Raw genomic sequence first — 20124 nt, 5'->3', positions numbered from 1 at the left:
CGCCATCCGCTAGCTCAGTTTGACCCACTTGTCGGCGTTGACGGAGACGTACTGGCCGAGGTCGGGGTCCGTGGTCGAGGCCCAGCCGAGGACCTTGAGCCGCTCGGACTTGATGAACGGGGTGTCCGTCTCAGGGGTGTGCACCTGAACCGGCGACTGCCAGGCGAAGGTCTTACCCGGCACGCAGTCCACCTCGGCCCGGATGAAGCCCTGGACGAACTTCGGCTGCTCCTGGCCGGCCGAGCCGCCGATCGCGACCTTCACCGGCTTGGTGCAGGTGACCGTGCCCTTCACCGTGGCCTTGCCGGCCTTGGACAGCTTGCCGTTGCCGCTGATCGTCATGCCCAGGACGACCGGCTTCGGCGGGGTGACGTCGTTGGCCGTCAGGTAGCCCCTGAGCAGGCCGCGGTCGTCGCAGTCCTGCTCGTAGGAGAGGTTGATCTTCTTGACGGCGGAGCCCTCGCCGAAGACCAGCTCGCTGATGGTGAACGCGCCGGTGAGAGTGGCGCAGCCGCCGTAGTAGCCGTTGACGAACATGCTCGGCTGGTCCAGGACGGTGTCCGGCATCTCCGGGGTCTTCACCGCGTTCTGGTACGTGCCGACCGCCAGGGCCTGTCCGGCCGGCGCGGCCAGGTCCATGGTCCAGGAGTCACCGGGACGGGTGATGGTGACCCGGAGGGTGCGGTGGTCGGCGGAGGCGGTGACGTCGATCTTGTCGCCCTGGCCCGGCCCGTACCAGCGAGCCTGGTCGTCCCAGCCGTCGCCCTGATCCCCGGACCAGCTGAACTCGCCCTGCGGCATCTCGGCGGCCCGGGCCGTGCCGGCGGTGGCCATCGGGAGCGCGAGAGCGGCGGCGGCGAGCACGGCGGCCGTGCGAGCGGCGGCGCGTGCGGGCATGCGGAATTTCACTGTGTGAACCCCCCGTGAAGAACTGGTGATCGAAAGTGATCAGAGTGAGTCTGCCAACAGGGGCACGAAAAGGGCAACAGGTAGGCAGTTCACGGCAGTTCGCCGTCGATCACCTCGGGACAGCAGCGCGCCCCGTCCCACCGGACTCCGTCGCGGACCTGCACGTGCCTCCAAGAACACGCTGGTCCCCGGCGAGGCTCTGCCGTAGCCGTCGCCCTGGCGGCGCGACGGTCTTGGCCGGCGTCCGACGTCGTGCCGAGAAGACGCGCCCTGGCCGCCGCCCACCCTTGCACCCCTCGAATGAATGCGGGCAGACCTCGATGCCCCCGCACGGGGCTAACGATGTGACGAGAGGGCCGGGCGGGCGTCTTCCGCGAGCAGGGCGAGTGCCGTCCGGCGGGGCAGGACGCGGAGCGCCGCGGTGAGGAGACGGTTCGGGTAGCCGGGCAGGACCGTCGGCCGGTGGCGCCGGCGCAGGGCCGCCAGCGCTCGGGCAGCGACCGCGCCCGGGTACTGGATCAGCCATGAGGGGGTGGCGTCGTGCAGGCCGGGGCGCGTGGCGGTGGGGCCGGGGCAGAGGGCGGCCACGTACACGCCGCGCTCCTTGTGCTCGTGCCACAGGACCTGCGAGAAAGAGGTGACGAACGCTTTGGTCGCGCTGTAGACGGCTTCGTCCGGTTTGGGGTTGAAGCCGAGAGTGGAAGAGACGTTGAGCAGGGCGGCGCCGGGGCGGGCCGTACCGAGGAAGGCGTGGGCGAGGGTGATGACCGCCTCGCAGTTGAGACGGGTCACCGCGAGATGCTCTTCGAGCGGGACCTCGTGGAAGGGACCGTGGCGGATGGCGCCTGCGTTGTTGACCAACAGGTCGTAGGGAGTGCCGGCGGTGAGCTCCGCCGCGACCCTGCCCAGACCGTCCGGTGTGGCGAGGTCGGCGGTGAGGAAGCGGTGGTCCCGCTCGCCTTCCGGCTCGCCGGGTGTCAGCGCGCCCATGAGCTCGTTCAGACGCTGTGGGGTGCGGGCGACGGCGGTGACGGCGTACCCCTCGGCGGCGAGAGCGAGGGCCAGGGCCCGGCCGATGCCTTCGGTGGCGCCGGTGACCAGGGCGCGGGGGCGGCCCGGGCTCACTGCTCGGCTTTCGGCGCGGTCGCGGGCGCGTACAGGAACGAGAAGCGTTCCATGACGTTCTGGCGCTTGGTGTTGTGGAAGGCGGCGATGCGCCACACGCCGTCGGCGTCCCGGACCAGGGTGTACGTCTGCACTTTGGACAGCTCGTCGTCCGCGGGCCGCGTGCCGGTGTAGTCGTCGCCGCGGCCGGTCAGGATCGCCGCGTCCTTGCCGAGGAATCGCAGGTTGAGGTAAGTCCCCGCCAGTTTCGTGTCCTTGACGAATTCCCGGAAGAGCGCGCGGTGCCCCTCGGTGATGTCGGCCCTCCCCTCGTAGTGGCTGCCCACGTACGTGGTGTAGGTGGCGTCTTCGGTGAACTGGCGTCCGTACGCGTCGGCGTCGCCACGGTTCCAAGCGCCGGTGAGGGCGTCGAGGGTCGCGCAGATCGCCGCGCCGTCGGCCGGGTCGGCGCCGACGGGGACGACCTGCGCGCAGGAGGCGGCGCCGACGTGGCGAATCCCGGAGGTGGCGTCGAGATACAGGTAGGTGCCTGCCGCGACGCACCGCCGACCCCGCCGACCGGCGCAAGGTGGTCGTCGAGGCCGTACCCGGCTCCCTCGCAGCCATCGAGCGCGTGGTGGCACCTGCCCGCCGCCGCGTCGCCGACGTACTCGCCGACTACACTCCCGAACAACTCGACCTGCTCTTCGACTACTTCACTCGCGCGACGCCCGCCTTCCGCGAGGCGACAGAGCAGATCCGGAGCGCATCACGCGCCCGGCACGACTAGCCCGGCTCCTAAAGGCGCGTCTGACAAATGACCACCTGGCTGGTTCGCGGAGCCAGAGGATCAGTGAGGCCAGGATGACTCCGGCGTGGTAGCGGTCGGCGAGCTTGTCGAACCTGGTGGCGATCGCGCGGAGCTGCCTGAGGCTGCGAAGCTCGTTCGACCACGTTGCGGTCGCGGTAGATCGCCTTGTCGAAGGCGGGTGGGCGGCCGCCGAGGCTCCCGCGTCGGCGGCGGTTGGCGACCTGGTCGCGGCGTTTACGCGGGTCGGCATCAGGTGGCCATTACGAGCATGCGAACAAGCCCGGTTTCCTTGTCTAGCGACGAAAGGGCCTTTCCGATAATCGCGCCGGAAGCGCGCTCTCGGTCTTTCACTAGCATGGCGCACCCCGCCGTGGGCGAAGTGGTGAGTAGATCACCGGGCGAAACTTCCCCGTACTGCGGGTCAATCAGTACCGAAATCTGTCCGGCCATTGCGACCGCCACCTGGTGTGAACTCTCTCGTTCGTCTTCGCTGTCCACAACCACGCCAACCACTTGGGTGTCGTATTCCCCGCTGCACGGGGCGAGAAGGCCGTTGTCCCTGATGACCGCCACAGCCCCCAGCAGCATCTCCCCCTCTGCAGCAAAGATCTCGGCGTAGCCGTTAGTGCCTATTACCTTGCCATTGACCATAATGGGCCTAGTGAAGTAGGCGCAGTAAGCGTTGCTGTGGTGGACGAGCAAGGTGCCTGGTATTTCGAGGGCTTTCGTGACCGTCACCACGCCATCGAAGAGTCCTGCCGACCCTCCGCCATCCGCCCTTCCGTATACGCCGTTGCCGCCGAAGTCGTGGACACCAGCCACGCCTGCTTTAGCGGGATGCTTGCCTACCCCAAGGACTCCGTCCCCCGACTCGCTCTTGCCGTAGATGCCATTCCCCGCTCCCCCTAGGCCTGCTACGCCGGTGCGCCCCCTGCCATAGAGGCCGTTGCTGCCTTCGTTGACACCAGCCACGCCTGCCTTTCCGGCAGCCGTAGCTACCCCAAGGACTCCATCGTTCTGCTGGCTTGTCCCGGTTACCCCGGGTTCGTTCACACCTGTCCCACTTACTGGTCCTGCCATGACTGAACCTCCGAAATTTATTCCCGCAGAGAATGCGGAAGAAAATGGCAACGACAGTCGCGAAACATGTCTTTGCAGCCAAAGGGATAAACCGCAGGGTTCCGGCCACCTTAGATGCCTCTGGCGAGTATCCGTAACCAGATCGGCAACTAGCGTCAAGCCGCCGGCCTTAGCGTTCAGGCGCAAGCGGCGACTCAGCCGCACATTTCAGTTCCACCGTACTCGCTCTTGCGCGGGGGGCAATCTGGGCGGACGCCAATCTGCCCTGGACCGCATGGCACGGTCGGCTGAGCCCTCAGCCCGGAGACTGCTCGGGCCAGAAAGCCGCCTGCGATCTCCTCTCGCACCTCCGCTTACCAGATCATCTCCTCGACCTCCATGTACGGAGGCTTGTGCTGGGGCCGCGCTCCTTAAGCCTCCGGCGCCCGGCGTCCGCCGTATGGGTCGAGCTGTCGGCTACGGAACCCGGGTACCCGGATCTTGGGTGGGTTCGCGGAGTCAGAGGATGAGCGACGCGAGGTGGACTCCGGCTTTGTAGCGGGCGGCCAGTCTGTCGAAGCGGGTGGCGGTCGCGCGGAACTGCTTGCGGCGGCCGAAGCAGCGCTCGACCACGTTGCGAGCTTTGTAGAGCTCGCGGTCGAAGGCCGGCGGCCTGCCGCCGGCCTTCCCGCGCCGCAGGCGGTTGGCCTTCTGCCACCACAAGATCAATTATCAGACAGTGCCTAGCCCACCCGCGCCCGGAGGGACGTCACGGGCGCTACGACGCCGGAACCGCCGCGGACGCGCCGTCCTCGTCGCCTGGCGTGGGCGTACGACCCCGTGGGCACCGGGCACTGGAAGCCCGGGGCCCGGCGCGATGTGGCGGCGCTTCGCTCGCGGGATGCGGAACACATGGCCACGTGATCGTGACGCGACCCGTCGTCGGCGCTGCGGCGGGCTCAGGATGTGGGGCGCGCACCCGGGTCATCCGAGGGTCCGGGCGGCAGAAGTTCGTCAAAACCTTCCCACCCTCGCCATGACCACACGTCGGTGCGCGTATCCGGTTCCAGGGGTACGAACCGACCCAACTCGACGTCATCCCCGTCCAGGTCGAACCAACACTCGTCCACAATGTTCGTGTCCATGCCGACCGTCCGGGCGTCCAGCCGGACCAGTAACTTCGCGCCGTGGGCGTGCTCCAGCCGCTTGCCTTGGATCTCTGTGAGCGGCAGCTGTCCCACGGGTGCGTCGACGGGTATCCAGACGGTGAAAGGGGCGCCGCGCTCCACCGTCAGCCAAGCCCGCTCATCGGCCAATTCGCCCTCCTGGTCCAGGACCTTCAGCCATTTCTTGTAGATCACGAACATCTCGATGCCTGACGGGATCTCGAGATATCGAAGCTGGGCTCGCACGCGGACGTCCACGAGGGACAGGTTGTCCAGACGGTTGTAGAACCGTACGGCGATGATCGCGTGATCGCTGTTCGCGTATCGCCGGGCGTAGCCGGGGAAGTGGTGCGCGCTGACAGCTGGGGCAATGCTCGCCCGACGGCGCCAGACGAACGGCCGTACGGTGAACATCTTGACGAGGACGACGCCGAGCAGGGTCGCGGGCGCCAGCGCTCCCGTCATCGAGGCCAGGGTGGCGAGCCACTCCTGAACCGTGTTGCCCTTCTGCACGTCGAGGTTGTCCGTGCCGACACAGGCGCGCAGCGCCTCCAACGACGTGTCGAGAAGCAGCGAGAGGTCACCCATCCGCCCGGCGATGCTCCGTGGGGAGTCGGCGGCGAGGACGAAGGCCAAGGCGATCGGCACGGCGATGGACAGCAGTGCGCCCAAGCCGATGAGCAGCAGGGCATGGACCGAGCGCCCTGCGATCCACCAGCGCACGGACGTCCGATTCCGAGGGTGCCGGCCGCGTCTCCCGGAGAACACGTGCGCCATCCCCCCACCCCCTTGCCCCCGCCTGCGGCCTCACCGTACTCAAAGACGCTGTGCATGGCGTTTGATTCGGCCGAACCGCGGGCCCGGTGTCATGCGTTCCCCACTGCGCGTAGAGCCGTTGGGCAAGGCTCAGCGCTGGATCCGACTCCCGGGCCACCGCCGGGCGCGTCCCCAGAGAGGTACGGGTGAAGGGCAGAAGCCTCGAATCGCCGGGATTGCCGACGCGGCGAGCGCCCGCCGGCGCGGACGGCGGTGCGCGTGTGGCGGTGGCACCGTAACCACACATCGCCATGATCGTTGCTCGCAACGTCGGCTTCCGGTTCGACGGAACACACATCCGGACATCACATCCGGCACAGGTCCGCTCTCGCCCGGCGGACGTGGTGCCGTTGCGGAGAGGAAGACCCTGGTGAGCGGCTGGATGACGATCGGTCTCGGGGCCGCCGTCGTGCTGTGTCCGGTGCCCGGCCATACCGGCGGGCTGGTCATCGTCGACCACTCGTCTGCCGCGTCGCACGTGGTGGTGTGCTCGGGGAACGCCTGGGTCACCGTCGACCACGCACCGATCGAGGCCACACCCACGGCGCCTCCGGCGACACCACCGCCGACACCCGACGCGTCGCCGTCCCCCGCGCCCTCCGTACGACCGACCGCGCCCGCCGGACACCCGGTGACGCCCCCCGCGCCGCCGACCGCCGCTCCCATCCCTGACCGTGCGCCATCCCCCGAACCGGCGCCGCCCTTGCCCGGCGTCAGTGCTGACGCCCCGTCACCGGACGTACCCCCGCGAGCCGCAGCGCCGGAGCCCGCCCGCCCTGCGCCGGGGTACCGATGGATTCCGCGTTTCCGCTACGCCGGTCGCTCGTCGCGCCCGGCGCCCGTCGGTCTGCCGATGACGACGACGGCCACCGTCGTGACCATCCCGGCGATCCTGGCGGCCGCGGCCCTGCGCCCCGGCTCCCGGCGCCGCGGTCAGAACGGCTGAACGACTGTTCCTCCTTCCCTCATCCCCCTGCGTCCGCTCTGGAGTTGTGCTGTGCCGGAATGGCTGATCTACACCCTGGCCTCGGTCCTGGTCTGCGCCCTCGTGGTCACCGCCACGGTCATGCGTCACCGCAGGGTCGCCGTCGACGAGGACACCTCCGAGACCCCGGACGTCCTGGAGTACATGGTGATGATGGTGGGGGTCGTCTACGCGATCGTCCTGGGGCTCGCGATCGCCGGCGTCTGGGAGGCTCGCGGGGCGGCGGAGGACACCGTCCAGCGCGAGGCCCAGGCGCTGTACGAGATCGACCAGCGCCTGGACGTCTACCCCGCCGCGTTCCGTGCGCAGGTCCGCGACCGGATCCACGCCTACGCCCGCCACGCCGTGACCAGCGAATGGCCGGCGCTGAAGAACGACGACGAGGTCGACTCCAAGGGAGCCGGCCTGCTCAAGGAGATCCGCACGGACATCGCCCACCACACCCCCGGCGACGAACTGCAGGCCCAGGCCTATCAGCCGCTGCTGGACCAGGTCGCCGCCGCCGACGACGCCCGGCACCAGCGCCTGGACACCGGCGGGTCGACCCTGCCGGGGGTGGTGTGGTTCGGCCTGATCGCCGGAGGCGCGGTCACCCTCGGCCTCATCTACACCCTGCAGATCCGCCGCTCACCACGAGAGCTGCTCCTGGCCACCACGTTCAGCGCGCTGATCGTGTTCCTGCTGTTCCTGGTGTGGAGCTTCGACGCCCCGTTCGGGCACGCGGGCACCGACACCGCCCAGCCCCTGCAGCAGCTCTACACCGCCGAGTCCTGACACCGCCTCTGGTCGTCGGCCGGTCCAGCTCTGGCAGCGAGAAGCAGTTGACCCCGGGGCAGTCGGGGAAGATTTGCACCGCCTTCCTCATCCCGGAGGGCCAGAAGGCGGCGGCGGTGGAACTGACCCGGGGCTTCTACAAGGAGCCTTTGGAGTGGCCGGTCAAGAACTGACCGGCCGGACATGGGCCCACTGCTTGGTCGCCCGACTGGCGGACCGGCCGGCGCAACGACCACGGACCTCTTCCCGGCCCGCGCCGGGAAGAGGTCCGTGCATGGCGAACCGTTACTTCACGTTGACCGCACCCCACGCCGCGGCGACCGTCTTGGCCTCCGCGCCGTCGGCGCCGTACAGGTCGCCGGCGGCCTTCAGGGTCGCCTCGCGGGCGCCCTTGTAGTCGGTCGTCGAGGTCATGTACGCGGTGAGGGCCTTGTACCAGATCTTGTAGGCCTTCTCCCGGCCGATCCCGGTGACCGTCGAGCCGTCGGCGGTCGGGGAGTCGTACTCGACGCCGTTGATCGTCTTCTTGCCGCTGCCCTCGGACAGCAGGTAGAAGAAGTGGTTGGCGATGCCGGAGGAGTGGTGGACGTCGACGTCGCCGGCGCCGGTCTTCCACGCGTCCAGGGACTGCCCGTCCTTGCTCGGCTTGTCCATGTACCGCAGTGGCGTGCCGTCGCCGCGTATGTCGACCTTCTCGCCGATGAGGTAGTCACCGACGTCTTCCTTGTTGGCGGCGAAGAACTCGACCGAGGTGCCGAGGATGTCGCTGGTCGCCTCGTTGAGCCCGCCGGATTCGCCCGCGTACTCGAGCTTGGCGGTCGCGGCGGTGAGGCCGTGGGTCATCTCGTGGCCGGCGACGTCGATCGAGGTGAGCGGCTTCTTGTCGCCGTCGCCGTCGCCGTACGTCATGCAGAAGCAGCTGTCGTCCCAGAAGGCGTTGACGTACGCCTTGCCGTAGTGGACCCGCGAGTAGGCGGCCTTTCCGTCACCCGCGATGCCGTTGCGCTGGAGCTCCGCCTTGTAGAAGTCCCAGGTGAGGGCCGCGCCGTAGGCGGCGTCGACGCCTGCGGTCTGCGGGTCGTCCGGCTTGCCGCTGCCCCAGGTGTCGTCGGCGTCGTTGAAGAGGGTCCCGGTGCCGTTCTGGCCGTGGTCGAGGTTGTAGGTCTTGTGGCCGCCGCGCTCGCCGTCGGCGAGGTCGAAGCCGGAGCCGCCCTTGGTGCTCCCGACCGTGACCGCGCCGCTGTACTGGCTGGTGCCGCTGCCGGTCTCGACCGCCTCGTACTGGTGCAGCTTCCGGCCGGTGGCCGCGTCCGTGATGATGTGCAGCCTGCTGGGCGTTCCGTCCTTCTGTACGCCGGTCCTGACCGTCTCGAAGGCGAGGACGGGCTTGCCGTGGCGCGCCCAGATCACCTTGCGGGCGCCGGCCGCGGCGCGGCGCTCGGTGGCAGTGGTGGCCACCGATATGCGGGCGTCGTTCGCCTTGTCGACGCCCTTGAGCGTGCCGTTCTTCGCGGTGTGCGTGACGAGGTCGCCGCCGAGGACGGGCAGCCCGGCGTAGGTGCGCTCGTAGCGCGTGTGCACCGTGCCGTCGGCGTCCTTGATCACGTCACGGACGATCAGCTTCTCCTGTGCTCCGAGGCCGAGCTTGCCGGCGGCCGAAGGAGCGTCGGCCTGGGCCGACTTGATGGCCTCGGCGCGCGCGGACGCGCTCGTGGGGGTGAGGCCGGGACCGTCCGCCCGCGCGGGCGCGGGATTCGCGGATGCGGTCTGTACGCCGACGACGACCATGGCGGCCGTGGCTACGAGGGCAGCGCTGCGCCGGGTGTACTTGTGGGGAGTCATGCGATCTCCATCGCTCGTCCTGTGGGGGGTTGACGGCAGCGAGCGTCCCACCGGATGAACGAATTTGACGGAGTGCCAACAATTACCTCACAAGTCTTTGACGACTTCTGTCCGATTGAGAAACGTTGATGTTCGCTATCCGGCGGACTTTGGCGGCTTGTGCAACACGACTCCGGGGCACAGCAGTTGGCGCCCGGTGCGGCAGGGAGCAGCGCCGCGCCCGTGGCGACCGTGTCCCGGACGACCGCGCCGATGACGTCGCCCGGGCCCACCGCCGGGCCCGCCCGGCCGCCCGGAGGCCGGGGGTCCTCGACGGTGAAGACGGAGCGGAGCGGAGCGGGGTGTGGGGACGCGGCCACGCGCGCTCCTCCTCGCCCTGACTCCCCTCGTCGGCGCCGGTGCCTTGGTCCGGTACGGGCCGAGCGACCTGACCCCCGCACGTGGTCGCTTCGCTGCCGAGGAAGCCGCCGCCTCCGAGGTGCTCATGCTCGCGGTGGCCGCTGCAGCCGAACCGCGGCGCGCCCGGGCCGCGGAGCCGCTCGCCCGTGTCCGGCCGGGTCGGCCGCCGTTCCTCCCGCCCGACGGTGAGGAGGACACGCGCTGGTGGGCTGTCGCACAGCGAATTGTCCGAAGGGGCGCTGGAGGAGGCCGGTTCGCCCGCCGAGCCTGCGCGGTTGCCCGGCGCCGACCACGGCTGGCGCGGGCTGCCCGATGACCGGGGGGAGGAGACGCTCACGCGGTCACCGGCCATCGCCCGCCGTCTCGTGAGCTGACGACGGTCGGGGCAGGAAGCGGGGATGTCGCTGCCCCGGCAGACGTCCGGATGCCCGGGACGCCCTGCGGCAGGGGCCGTTTCGCGGCCGGCGCCCCCGTCGCTTCAGCCCATGGACGGGGTTTGGCCCTCGCCGGCGCCCCGGGTGGCGGAGCGCAGCGCGAGGACGGACCAGACGACGGCCGCCGTCAGGACCGCCGTCATCATGGCGATCGTGACCGGCGCCTCCGGCCTCCACCCCAGCGAGAGCCGTACGCCCAGGGCGGTGAGGAGGACGGCGATCCGGCCAGGGGCGAACACCGCAACCCTCGCGGCGGCAGCGCGTAGCACGGATGCCGCCGCCCCTCCGGTCGCGGTCCAGGCGGCCAGATAGGGCCAGGCGTTCCCGGGAGCGGCAGGGGGCAGCCCGTACTCCTCGGGGCTGATCCGGAACAGGGCGGTCGCCCACCCGAGGCCGACGCCCAGGAGGGTGGCGCCGGCCACCCAGAGCACATGGCGCCACCAGGGGCCGGGCCGCACCGCCTCGTACTCTTCGTAGCTGCCGGTGTTGGAGGGATCCACATTCTCGATCATGACCGTGAAGACGCGACCGGACGCGGTCTCGTTGCCCGGGGAACGGCCGGTCGTGGTCCGGACGGTGATGCCGACAGCGCGGCACGGCAGCGGCACACGCTCCAGTGGGTGCAGGAAAGCGGGCGGGGACGGCCGAGAACCACGGCCCACTCCCGCACCGGTCATCGCATGCGTGATCGGGCGGGCCGCAGGGCTGTCCGGTCGGTCGTCACGGCATACCCACGGGTTGCGCACCGCAGTTTCCGTTCCGATGCCAACTCGACGGAACCGCCGGGGGAACGCGACCTGGGCCACGCCCACAACGTCACCGGCTTCCCCCGGGGGCTCGGGAGCCGAGTTGGATCGAGCCCCTCCATACCCCCTGGTCAGCGGCGCCCATTGGACCTTCCGCTGAGGGGATTCCGCGTCCATGGTTGGGAAAGCGCATTGCACGCAAGAGGAGCCGCCGGATTGGATTGACAAGATCAAGCCGACGGGTTCAACCCGGCGTTGATGAGCGGCGACACCGGCGACTACATCCTGACGACGGTCTGCGCTCGAGCGATGGCGGCCGAGGCGGAGTTCGGCCGCAGCGCCCCTGTCACAGCGAAACACGCCCCGCACGGCTTCCGCTTCAGACACTGGTACAGAAGGAAGCGAATGACATCCATGCTGGACGGCTGCACGCCCTGGCCCGAGGTGTTCGTCGACCGCTACTGGGCGGTCGGGCACTGGCGTGGCAATACGCTCGACAATCTGCTGCGCGGTTGGGCCCTGCAGCACGGACCGCGGACCGCGCTCGTGCACGGCCGCACCCGCATCACGTACGCGAACCTGAACCGGCGCGTGGACCGCATGGCCGCCGGGTTCAGACTGCGCGGCCTCCGGCCCGGGCAGCGAGTCGTCGTCCAGCTACCGAACGTGCCCGAGTTCGTCATCACGGCGTTCGCGCTCATGCGGGCCGGCGCGGTCCCCGTTTTCTGCCCGCTCTCGCACCGCGCGTCCGAGGTGTCCTCCCTCGTGCGGGTCACCCAGGCCGTCGGCTACGTCGGTCCTTCGACGCACCAGGGCTTCGACCTCACGGCGATGACCGCGGACATCGCGGCCCGATGGCCCTTCCTGCGGCGGGTGTTCACCCTTGAGGAGCCGGGCGTCTCCTCCCCCTACGGCGGTCTTACGACCGACCCGTCGGGCTGCCAGTACTCCCCGCTGGGCTCCATCGACGCCGCGCCCGAGCCGGCGCTTGCGCAGAGCGCCGACCAGGTGGCGTTCTTCCTGCTCTCCGGCGGTACCGGCGAGGCGCCCAAGCTCATTCCGCGCACCCACAACGACTACGCCTACCAGGCGCAGGCCGCCGCCGAGCTGGTATCGCTCACCGAGAACGACGTGTATCTCGCCGCGCTGCCCGCCGAGTCCACCTTCGCCTTCGGCTCCCCCGGCATCGTCGGCACCCTCTCCGTCGGCGGCACCGTCGTCCTCGTCGAGAACCCAGGACCCGCCGCATGCCTTCGGGCCATCGAACAGGAACGGGTCACCATCACGTCGGTGATGCCCGACATCGCCCAGCTGTGGCTCGACGAACTTGCCTCGGCCCGGGCCGACTTGAGCAGTCTGCGGCTGATGCAGATCGGCGGCGCGCCCTTGCACCGGGCGACCGCCGAACGGATAGGCCCGGAGCTCGGCTGCCGCCTGCAGCAGGTCTTCGGCATGCCTGAGGGGCTGCTCACTCTCACCCGGCCCACCGATCCGGACGAGACCGTGCTCACCACGCAGGGCCGCCCGCTCTCGCCCGACGACGAGATCCGCATCGTCGACGTCGACGGCAAGGACGCGCCGGACGGGGAGCCCGGCGAACTCCTCGCCCGCGGTCCGTACACCCCGCGAGGCTATTACCGGGCGCCCGAACACAACGCCCGCTCCTTCACCACCGGCGGCTACTTCCGCACCGGTAAGCTCGCGCGGCGCACCCCGGACGGCAATCTGGTGGTGATGGGCCGCCTCGAGGACGTCCCCCGGCGGGACTGACCACCAAGATCCATCCGACCGGTGACGGCGGCCGGCCGTCGGCCCCGGCACCCGCGCCGGGCGGGAGCCCTGCCGCCCGGATGCCTGAGCGTATGGGTGCGCAGGAGACGGCAGCCCGTACGCCTCACTCGTCGTGGTCGTGCCGGGGGTGGGTCCGGGTGCCTGGATGACGTGTCCGGCATGCCTGACGCGTGCGCGGCGGACCAGGCCGCGCATGTCACGGTTCGGACGGGCGAGTTCCCCCGCATCCATGGCTTTGCGTCCCATGGACCAGCGGTTACCGCTGGCGAGGATAGGTGATGGTGACGCGTCGGTTCTTCTCCCGCCCAACCTCGGTCTTGTTGTCGGCGATGGGGTTGGCTTCGCCGAAGCCTTGAACCGTATAGGTCGTAGCGGCGCCGAGTTCGGTGCGGAGTGCGTCACGAACCGTTTCGGCGCGCTGGCGGGAGAGCGTCAGGCCGTGGGCGGCCGAGCCGAGATCATCGGTATAGCCGGCGATGGCGGCGCTCGGGGCGTGCCGGCTGCGCATCTCGCGGGCGATGTCGCGGATGCGGGCTCTGGCCGCGGGCGTGAGCTGAGCGCTGTCCTTCCCGAACAGGATTTTGGCGCCGAGGGTGACTTTGACGTGATCTGCGGTGTCTTCTCGGCGGTCTTCGTCGGTGCCCGAGACGGTGGCGATGGGGGCGGTGACGATGCGCAGGTCTTCGATGACGGGAGGGGCGAGGGTCGCGCCCGGCTGGAGGAGGCTGCTATCAGGCGCGGGCGTTTCGTCGGCGTGAGCGAGGCTGGAGCCGGCGGTGAGTGTGAGCAGTAGGGCGGCGCCGAGGAGGGCGGTACGGCGGGTCATGGTCAGCCTCCGAGCCGGAAGGTGGCGACGGGGAAGGTGGGGAGCTGGAAGCCGACCTCGGTCGATGTCTTGGGTGGGGCGGGGAACTGGGCGGTGAAGGAGATGGTCTTGCCCGCTTCCACCTTGCTGATGTTGGTGGTGCAGAGGCAGAGGCCGGTGGTGTCGCGCAGGACGTAGTAGCGCTTCATGCTCGCCTCGTCGACGAGTGTGGCGCCGGCGACCGAGTCGGGGCTCTTGCGCATCTCGAAGACGTCGCCGTGCCAGTAGGCGACGCCGAAGAAGTCCTTGCTGCCGTCGTTGGTGACGGTGCCGCGTACGGTCACCCATGTGCCCTGCCGGCTGCGCTGGGCGGCGGTGACGCGCAGGGTCAGGTCGTCCGCTCCTTTGACGGTGGCCAGTGGCTGCCCGTCGGCCTGGGCCTGATCGACGCTGCCGGCCGAAGAGACCTGATTGGAGGCGGTGTTCTGGGACGGGGCGCCCTTCCCGGTGGGCTTGGTGGCGTCTTCAGCCGCGCAGCCGGAAGCGCCTATGAGGGTGAGGACGGCGGCTGCGGCTGCCAGCAGGGCTCGGCGGGGCGTGGTGCTGTTCATCGGGGCTTCCTTGGGGTGCAGTCGGGTGAGGTCAACGGTGGTGGGCCACAGAGTGAGCGTGTACGGCGGCGAGGCCCCGGATCTCGAGAGCGGCCGCGCGGGAGAACCAGTCCGTTGTGGGGCGTGGTGACGTGCTGCGCTGTGATGGGCCGGGCAGTGATGTGTTGAGGCGTCCTGGGTGGTGTGCCGCTGGGGAGGAGATTCCGGACGGCGTTGAAGCTTCCGCAACGCAGGATCCCCGCAGGCAATTGGCGCTGACGCTTCTCTCGCGCCAACATCGGCACGCGCTTTGGACATCGACGACCCCCCGGTCCTGAAAATATAGGCCAGTTGTCCGGCCGACCTCTCGCCGCAGCAAACATAGAACGTTTGCATAGGGAAAGTCCAGTGGTTACCTCAGCTACCCCTCCCCTGACAATGCCCCGCATACGAGCCACCGGGCGGACGAGGCCCGCAGAACTGCGTACGGGTGCGCCGGTCGACGGATGCGGAATGGCCGGAGGATCCCGGGCGCTGCCGCCTCAGCCCCGCACCCCGCATACGTTGCTCCTGCAACTGCTTCGAGGGAAAGCGCTGGGCGCCGGGGAGATGAGCTTTCGGGAGGAATCCGGGCAGTGGGTGGTCGGTGGCGTCAGCAACCAGTCGACCGGCTCGGTGGGTTCTTGAGGCGTTTCAGCAAGGCAGGGTGGCGGCGGGCACAGCTCCGCAGGTTCGCGAGCCGCCCCGAGGAGCGGGCGGACGACGCCCCGCGACGCGCAGCGCCGGGCGCCCTCCCCCGGCTCATGGCTGTCGGCCGCCGAACTGCCAATTATGGACCTCGATGTCCGCATACCCGTCCGGTGTCAGGACGGCACGCGCCGTGTCCGGGTCAGGCGCCCGGAGCAGCGCCGCCGTACCCAACCAGGCGGTGCCGTCGTCGGAAAGCAGCGGCCCGTACGCGATCAACTCGTCCCGGTCGGGCGGCGCCACGAGATCGACGGCCTGCCCCGCGCCGAGGCCGAGCACCAGGTACCGGTTGCCACCGGTCCGGCCACCGGGAAAGTCCCACATCGTGCGCCCCAGGACGTTGCGCCATCGACGCAGCAGTACGTCCCGGTACACACCGCCCTGGTAGCCGGGCTCGTCAAAGGCGAACGCGCGTGCGGCGGCGGGATCCGGCAGGTCGACGATGTGCACGCTGCCCGTGGGCAGGTCACCGTCGCTGGTGAGAGTCGGACCGCGGGCAATCATCTCCTTCTCGAACCGGTCCATGTAGGACCAGTGCTCTTCCAGCATGTCGTCGCGCAGCGCCACGGATTCGGGCCGGTCGCGGTGATAGCAGAAGAACTCCATGCGCAGAGTATGGACGATCACCATTTCGCGTGACCATCACATTCTGAGCGCTGCGCCGTCCGTCGCGTGCCGGGCGGCCGTTGCCGGGTGATCCTGGTGGCATGGGTCGCGTTGCCAGGGTGCGGTTGCCGGCCGCCTACGCGGCGGCGGCCCGAGGGTCGGTGCGGGTCACGCTGGCCGGCAGTGCGGGCTTCTACCTGTTTCTGTACGGCTTCGGTTCGGCCGTCGCCGCGACCTACGCGTTGTTCGCCGCGGTGGCGCTGGCGGGCCTCTCGCACATCCCCGGCACCGGCCGGCAGCGCGCCGCGGTGCTGCTGCGTCTGATGCCCGCCTGCTGGGTGCTGATCACGATCGGCACCTACCTGTCCATACGGACCTGGAGCGCGGCAGCGGGGATGCTGGTGGTCGGGTTCGCGCTGGCCTTCGTCGCCGTGGGCGGGCCGCGCCCGGCCGGGGCCGCGCCGGGGCTGCAGCTGATGTACATCCTGCCGTCCTTCCCGCCTTACGATCCCGGTTCCCTCGGCGAACGGCTGGCGGGCGCGACCGTGGGCGTCGCGCTCCTCGTACTCGCGGAGGTGTTCCTGCTGCCCGATCCACCGACCGTCCCGTACCGGGAGCTGGCCGCGCGGGCAGCCGACATCGCGCGGAGTTGCGCCGGTGCGCTGGCCGGGGCGCCGTACGCGCTGTCCGAGGGGGCGCTGCGGGCGGCGCAGGAGGCGGGTACCGGGCTGCGGTCCTCCCAGGTGGCCGCGGCCGAGCGGCCGGCCGGGCCGAGCGTACGGGACCGGGCCCTCGCCCACACAGGTCTGGCGACCCGCACCCTGCTGGCGAGGCTGACTCTGCTGCCGCCGGTCCTCGTGGGCTCGCCGCCGCGCGGCACCGGGCACGACGTGCTGTGCGCGGTGCGGGACGCGGCCGAGGAGACGGCCGGCTGTCTGCGCGGCCGCGCGGGCCCCGGGGACGCGCACGCCCGGCTGCTGCGGGCCCGTAAGGCCCTGGCGGCCGGCCCGGCCGAGGACGGCTCCCCGGCGGTACTGCGCCGGGACGCGGCGCTGCTTGAGGTGGCGGACGCCGCCCTGGCGATGTCGACGGCGGCCGGGATCGCGGTACGGGGTCGGGCGGGAGCGGCACGGGCGGCGTCGGGGCCGTTCTGGTACGCGAGGATGCGTGCGCCGCAGCTGTGGTGGCGGCGGCTGTCGGGGCACGCGGGCCAGCGGTCGGTGTTCTTCCAGAACGCGGTGCGGATCGGCCTGGCGCTGGCGGCCGCCCGGGTCATCGCCGGAGCGGAGACGCTGCCGCACGGGTTCTGGGTGCTGCTGGCGACCTTGACCCTGACCCGGACGACCGTGCGAGGGACGCGTTCGACGATGCGGGTGGCGCTGACCGGCACCCTGGTGGGCGCCTTGGTCACGGCCGCGCTGCTGGCCCTGGTGGGGACGGACATCGCGGTGTACGCCGCGGCTCTGCCGCCGCTGATGCTGGTCACCTTCGCGCTGGGGCCGGTCAAGGGAGTGGGCTGGGCCCAGGCGATGTTCACGGTGGTGATCGCCCTGGTGTTCGCGCAGCTGGCGCCCGCGACCTGGCAGCTCGCCGAGTTCCGGCTGCTGGACGTGCTGACCGGCAGCGCCGTCGGCGCCCTGTTCGGGCTCCTCGCCTGGCCGCGGGGCGCGCAGGACGAGCTGCGGCGGTCGGTGGCGGTACTGATGCGGGGCGCGGCGGAGACCGTGGTGGCGACAACGGCCCAGGTCGCCGCCGGCGGGGTGCGGGAGCCGTCGCTCACCGCGCCGGGGCACCGGTCGCTGCAGCACGCGTTGATCCTGGCGGAGTCGGCCTACGCGCAGTACCAGAGCGAGCCGAAGGGACTGGCGGTGGCGCCCGGCGGGCAGGACTGGCAGGCCACGCTGATAGCCGGCCATCACACGCTGTGGGGGGCGAGCCGGCTGCTCGTACCCACTGAACAGGTCGTCGCGCCGCCCCTGGGACAGGAGTCGGCGGCGGCGTTGACCCTGCTTGGGGACCGGGTGGCCGGCAGGATGCTGCTGGTCTCGGCGTTCCTGGACCCGAGCGGCGACACCCCGCAGGCGCCGGTGTTGCGGTGGGATCCGCCCTTCGACGGATTCGCGGCGGAGCCACCGGGCGCGCTGCGGCTGTACTACGCGTCCGTGTCGTGGCTGGCCTCACTGATGAGCGACCTGGAACGGATCACCGGCAAATCCGGGAACGGATAGGCGGGAGCGGGGGGTACGTTCGCCGGCCCGCGCCCCCTACGTACGGCCGTTCCTCGCCCCATCCGTACGGCCGCGGAGTCAGCCGCGGAGTCACACGACTGGGCGAGGCGGCGCGGCGCCAGGCGGTGAGCGCGCCGGCGAGATGCGCCGGTGTGTGCGGTGAAACAAGGCGCCGGATCGGTCAGGAATCGAGAAGCGCGGGTCACGCGGCCGCACCTAGCCTGACCGTCATGGACATCACTATTCACACGACCTTCCTCCCGCACGACGACCCGGACGCGTCCCTGGCCTTCTACCGCGACGCCCTCGGCTTCGAGGTCCGCAGCGACGTCGGACAGGGCAAGATGCGCTGGATCACGGTCGGTCCCGCCGGCCGGCCCGACACCTCCATCCTCCTGGCACCACCGGCCGCCGACCCCGGGGTCACCGAGGACGAGCGCCGCACGATCATCGAGATGATGGCCAAGGGCACCTACGGCTGGATCCTGCTGGCCACCCGGGATCTTGACGGCACGTTCGAGAAGGTGCAGGCCAGCGACGCCGAGGTCGTCCAGGAGCCGACCGAGCAGCCGTACGGCATCCGCGACTGCGCCTTCCGCGATCCCGCCGGCAACATGGTCCGCATCCAGGAGCTTCGCTGAGCCGTACGGCCATCGACTCGGCCGTGATGGCCCGCGTCGCGAGCCCCTGCGAAGAACGCGGCGGCCGGCGCTTCCCAGCCGCTGCACTCGACCACCGCCTCGGCAGCCGCACCCTCGCACAAGTGCTCGCGATGCCGGCCGCCGAGGCCGAGACACACACGCCGGACAGCCGTGCCGGGCACCAGAGTGCGGCGCGCCGGGAATGCCCACAAGGACGGCGTCCACATCCTTTTCCCCGAGCTCCCACCCGCCTCCATCCCGCCGCCTTCGGACAGTTGCTCGGTCTGCTCCGCCTGCTCGACCGGCTCGTCGACTCCGGCAGGCCGGTCATCGCCATCGAGTGCCTCGCCGCCTGCCTCGGCAGGCGACCCAGGTGCTCGCGGACCTCGATGACAAGGAGTTCTCCCATGTGTCACCCCTCGTGGGGGCGCGCACGTGCCGCGGCGCAGCGCCTCAGTGACCTCGCGCGACTGACGGATCTCGCGCGACTGCGCCGCGTGCGCGACCGGATCGACCGGGAGTACGCGCAGCCGCTGAACGTCGAGGCGCTCGCCCGTGGCGTGAACCTGTCCGCCGGCCACCTCAGCCGCCAGTTCCGGCTGGCGTACGGCGAGTCACCGTACGCGTACCTGATGACGCGTCGCATCGAGCGTGCGACTGCGCTGCTGCGTCGTGGCGACCTCAGCGTCACTGAGGTCTGCTTCGCGGTCGGCTGCTCATCGCTGGGCACCTTCAGCACCCGCTTCACCGAGCTGGTCGGTATGCCGCCCGGCGCCTACCGGCGCCGCGCGACGGGCGCGGCCGAGGGCATGCCGCCGTGCGTGGCGAAACAGGTGACAAGACCGGTCAGGAATCAAGAAGCGCCGGTCGCCGAGCCGCAACTAGCGTGATGGCCATGGCATCCATCGAATCCATCACCCTCGACGTGGCCGACCCCACTGCCGCCCATCGCTTCTACACCGCTGCCTTCGGTGTGGACTCGCAGATACGCCTGCGGGCGTCGGAGGCACCCACAACCGGCTTCCGCGGGTTCACCCTGGCCCTCACGGTGTCCCAGCCGGCCAACGTCGACAGCCTCATCGACGCCGCCCTCGCCGCCGGCGCCACACCCCTGAAGCCCGCCGCGAAGTCGCTCTGGGGCTACGGCGGTGTCGTACAAGCCCCGGACGGCACGATCTGGAAGGTCGCGACCTCGGCGAGGAAGGACACCGGTCCTGCCACCCGGCAGTTCGACGAGATCGTGCTCCTGTTGGGAGTCGCGGACGTGACCGCGAGCAAGCGGTTCTACGTCGACCAGGGCCTTGCCGTTGCGAAGAGCTTCGGCCGCGTGTACGTCGAGTTCGCCGCGGGGTCGAGTCCCGTCAAGCTGGCGCTGTACAGGCGCCGCGCCCTGGCCAAGGACGTCGGCGTCTCTCCCGAGGGCACCGGATCGCACCGGCTCGCGATCGGCGGCGGTGCGGGGCCTTTCACCGACCCGGACGGGTTCGCGTGGGAGGCCGCGTCACCAGCGCCCGCCCTCTGACGTGTCATTGAGAACTGCCCTGCCCGGCCGCCGATCACGAGCAGGCACCGGACTCCGACCGACGGAGAATGTCTCTGAAGGAAGGGTTCCGAAGTGACTGGAGGAAGCATGACGGGCAAGCCGCCGCGTGGACGTGAGGGGACGCCGCG

At 70.3% G+C, this 20124-nt stretch carries 18 protein-coding genes and 2 pseudogenes; 8 read left to right on the top strand and 12 right to left on the bottom strand.

Annotated elements, in window-relative coordinates:
• Positions 1–9: 9 nt before the first annotated feature.
• The 3 genes from ACZ7J0_RS29480 to ACZ7J0_RS29470 form a co-directional block, all read right to left on the bottom strand.
• Positions 10–897, bottom strand: coding sequence for a hypothetical protein (locus ACZ7J0_RS29480; RefSeq protein WP_470892407.1), 888 nt, complete (start codon positions 895–897; stop codon positions 10–12).
• Positions 898–1245: 348 nt separating this feature from the next.
• Positions 1246–2034 (bottom strand): SDR family NAD(P)-dependent oxidoreductase, encoded by a 789-nt coding sequence (locus ACZ7J0_RS29475; RefSeq protein WP_470892405.1) that lies wholly within the window; start codon positions 2032–2034, stop codon positions 1246–1248.
• Complete coding sequence (locus tag ACZ7J0_RS29470) at positions 2031–2657, bottom strand: SgcJ/EcaC family oxidoreductase (protein WP_470892403.1); 627 nt, start codon at positions 2655–2657, stop codon at positions 2031–2033. Before ACZ7J0_RS29470 ends, ACZ7J0_RS29475 begins: the two co-directional genes overlap by 4 nt.
• On the opposite strand from ACZ7J0_RS29470, the gene ACZ7J0_RS29465 reads away from it, so the two are divergent.
• The gene (locus ACZ7J0_RS29465; protein WP_470892401.1) at positions 2651–2803 is read left to right on the top strand and encodes a hypothetical protein; all 153 of its coding nucleotides are present in this window, start codon (positions 2651–2653) and stop codon (positions 2801–2803) included. The two genes, ACZ7J0_RS29470 and ACZ7J0_RS29465, sit on opposite strands and share 7 nt — an antisense overlap.
• Here the strand turns inward: ACZ7J0_RS29465 and ACZ7J0_RS29460 are convergent.
• The 4 genes and pseudogenes from ACZ7J0_RS29460 to ACZ7J0_RS29445 all read right to left on the bottom strand — a co-directional run.
• A pseudogene (locus ACZ7J0_RS29460) lies at positions 2783–3060 on the bottom strand (hypothetical protein); the annotation flags it as partial. The gene ACZ7J0_RS29465 and the pseudogene ACZ7J0_RS29460 overlap by 21 nt on opposite strands.
• Positions 3061–3073: 13 nt before the next feature.
• A complete protein-coding gene (locus tag ACZ7J0_RS29455) occupies positions 3074–3904 on the bottom strand; it encodes a hypothetical protein (protein WP_470892399.1) in 831 nt (276 codons plus the stop codon).
• Positions 3905–4402: 498 nt separating this feature from the next.
• A pseudogene (locus ACZ7J0_RS29450) lies at positions 4403–4597 on the bottom strand (IS5/IS1182 family transposase); the annotation flags it as partial.
• A gap of 245 nt (positions 4598–4842) precedes the next feature.
• The gene (locus tag ACZ7J0_RS29445; protein WP_470892397.1) at positions 4843–5772 is read right to left on the bottom strand and encodes a hypothetical protein; all 930 of its coding nucleotides are present in this window, start codon (positions 5770–5772) and stop codon (positions 4843–4845) included.
• A 1090-nt stretch (positions 5773–6862) separates the two neighbouring features.
• Between ACZ7J0_RS29445 and ACZ7J0_RS29440 the strand changes: the two genes are divergently transcribed.
• Entirely contained in the window at positions 6863–7624 is a 762-nt protein-coding gene (locus ACZ7J0_RS29440) for a bestrophin-like domain (protein ID WP_470892395.1), read from the top strand.
• A 47-nt stretch (positions 7625–7671) separates the two neighbouring features.
• Positions 7672–7797 (top strand): hypothetical protein, encoded by a 126-nt coding sequence (locus ACZ7J0_RS29435; protein ID WP_470892393.1) that lies wholly within the window; start codon positions 7672–7674, stop codon positions 7795–7797.
• Positions 7798–7909: 112 nt separating this feature from the next.
• Here the strand turns inward: ACZ7J0_RS29435 and ACZ7J0_RS29430 are convergent, their stop codons facing one another.
• Both ACZ7J0_RS29430 and ACZ7J0_RS29425 read right to left on the bottom strand, forming a co-directional pair.
• The gene (locus ACZ7J0_RS29430; protein ID WP_470892391.1) at positions 7910–9466 is read right to left on the bottom strand and encodes a M4 family metallopeptidase; all 1557 of its coding nucleotides are present in this window, start codon (positions 9464–9466) and stop codon (positions 7910–7912) included.
• Positions 9467–10343: 877 nt separating this feature from the next.
• A complete protein-coding gene (locus ACZ7J0_RS29425; RefSeq protein WP_470892390.1) occupies positions 10344–10907 on the bottom strand; it encodes a hypothetical protein in 564 nt (187 codons plus the stop codon).
• A 543-nt stretch (positions 10908–11450) separates the two neighbouring features.
• Here ACZ7J0_RS29425 and ACZ7J0_RS29420 point away from each other — a divergent pair.
• The gene (locus ACZ7J0_RS29420; RefSeq protein ID WP_470892388.1) at positions 11451–12815 is read left to right on the top strand and encodes a (2,3-dihydroxybenzoyl)adenylate synthase; all 1365 of its coding nucleotides are present in this window, start codon (positions 11451–11453) and stop codon (positions 12813–12815) included.
• A gap of 277 nt (positions 12816–13092) precedes the next feature.
• Here the strand turns inward: ACZ7J0_RS29420 and ACZ7J0_RS29415 are convergent, their stop codons facing one another.
• From ACZ7J0_RS29415 to ACZ7J0_RS29405, 3 genes are all read right to left on the bottom strand, one after another.
• Positions 13093–13662, bottom strand: coding sequence for an OmpA family protein (locus ACZ7J0_RS29415; protein WP_470892386.1), 570 nt, complete (start codon positions 13660–13662; stop codon positions 13093–13095).
• Between the two features lie 2 nt (positions 13663–13664).
• Positions 13665–14252, bottom strand: coding sequence for a hypothetical protein (locus tag ACZ7J0_RS29410; protein ID WP_470892384.1), 588 nt, complete (start codon positions 14250–14252; stop codon positions 13665–13667).
• Positions 14253–15032: 780 nt separating this feature from the next.
• Positions 15033–15584, bottom strand: a complete 552-nt coding sequence (locus ACZ7J0_RS29405; protein ID WP_470892382.1) for a YciI family protein — start codon at positions 15582–15584, stop codon at positions 15033–15035.
• 101 nt (positions 15585–15685) lie between these two features.
• Here ACZ7J0_RS29405 and ACZ7J0_RS29400 point away from each other — a divergent pair, with 101 nt between their 5' ends.
• The 4 genes from ACZ7J0_RS29400 to ACZ7J0_RS29385 all read left to right on the top strand — a co-directional run bounded on the left by ACZ7J0_RS29400 (position 15686) and on the right by ACZ7J0_RS29385 (position 19975).
• Positions 15686–17812, top strand: a complete 2127-nt coding sequence (locus ACZ7J0_RS29400; RefSeq protein ID WP_470892380.1) for an FUSC family protein — start codon at positions 15686–15688, stop codon at positions 17810–17812.
• Positions 17813–18042: 230 nt separating this feature from the next.
• Positions 18043–18453, top strand: coding sequence for a VOC family protein (locus tag ACZ7J0_RS29395; protein WP_470892378.1), 411 nt, complete (start codon positions 18043–18045; stop codon positions 18451–18453).
• Positions 18454–18860: 407 nt separating this feature from the next.
• Positions 18861–19343: a helix-turn-helix transcriptional regulator gene (locus tag ACZ7J0_RS29390; protein ID WP_470892376.1), complete on the top strand. Its 483-nt coding sequence runs from the start codon at positions 18861–18863 to the stop codon at positions 19341–19343.
• A 5-nt stretch (positions 19344–19348) separates the two neighbouring features.
• The gene (locus tag ACZ7J0_RS29385; RefSeq protein WP_470892374.1) at positions 19349–19975 is read left to right on the top strand and encodes a glyoxalase; all 627 of its coding nucleotides are present in this window, start codon (positions 19349–19351) and stop codon (positions 19973–19975) included.
• Positions 19976–20124 lie beyond the last annotated feature (149 nt).

Source organism: Streptomyces sp. NPDC038280, from assembly GCF_055600045.1.
This window is presented reverse-complemented; position numbering and strand designations above follow the sequence as displayed.

Coding starts and splice junctions, on each gene's coding strand:
- ACZ7J0_RS29480 (WP_470892407.1), bottom strand. CDS start 897: ATGCCCGCACGCGCCGCCGCTCGCACGGCCGCCGTGCTCGCCGCCGCC.
- ACZ7J0_RS29455 (WP_470892399.1), bottom strand. CDS start 3,904: ATGGCAGGACCAGTAAGTGGGACAGGTGTGAACGAACCCGGGGTAACC.
- ACZ7J0_RS29430 (WP_470892391.1), bottom strand. CDS start 9,466: ATGACTCCCCACAAGTACACCCGGCGCAGCGCTGCCCTCGTAGCCACG.
- ACZ7J0_RS29420 (WP_470892388.1), top strand. CDS start 11,451: ATGACATCCATGCTGGACGGCTGCACGCCCTGGCCCGAGGTGTTCGTC.
- ACZ7J0_RS29415 (WP_470892386.1), bottom strand. CDS start 13,662: ATGACCCGCCGTACCGCCCTCCTCGGCGCCGCCCTACTGCTCACACTC.
- ACZ7J0_RS29410 (WP_470892384.1), bottom strand. CDS start 14,252: ATGAACAGCACCACGCCCCGCCGAGCCCTGCTGGCAGCCGCAGCCGCC.
- ACZ7J0_RS29405 (WP_470892382.1), bottom strand. CDS start 15,584: ATGGAGTTCTTCTGCTATCACCGCGACCGGCCCGAATCCGTGGCGCTG.
- ACZ7J0_RS29400 (WP_470892380.1), top strand. CDS start 15,686: ATGGGTCGCGTTGCCAGGGTGCGGTTGCCGGCCGCCTACGCGGCGGCG.
- ACZ7J0_RS29395 (WP_470892378.1), top strand. CDS start 18,043: ATGGACATCACTATTCACACGACCTTCCTCCCGCACGACGACCCGGAC.
- ACZ7J0_RS29390 (WP_470892376.1), top strand. CDS start 18,861: ATGTGTCACCCCTCGTGGGGGCGCGCACGTGCCGCGGCGCAGCGCCTC.
- ACZ7J0_RS29385 (WP_470892374.1), top strand. CDS start 19,349: ATGGCATCCATCGAATCCATCACCCTCGACGTGGCCGACCCCACTGCC.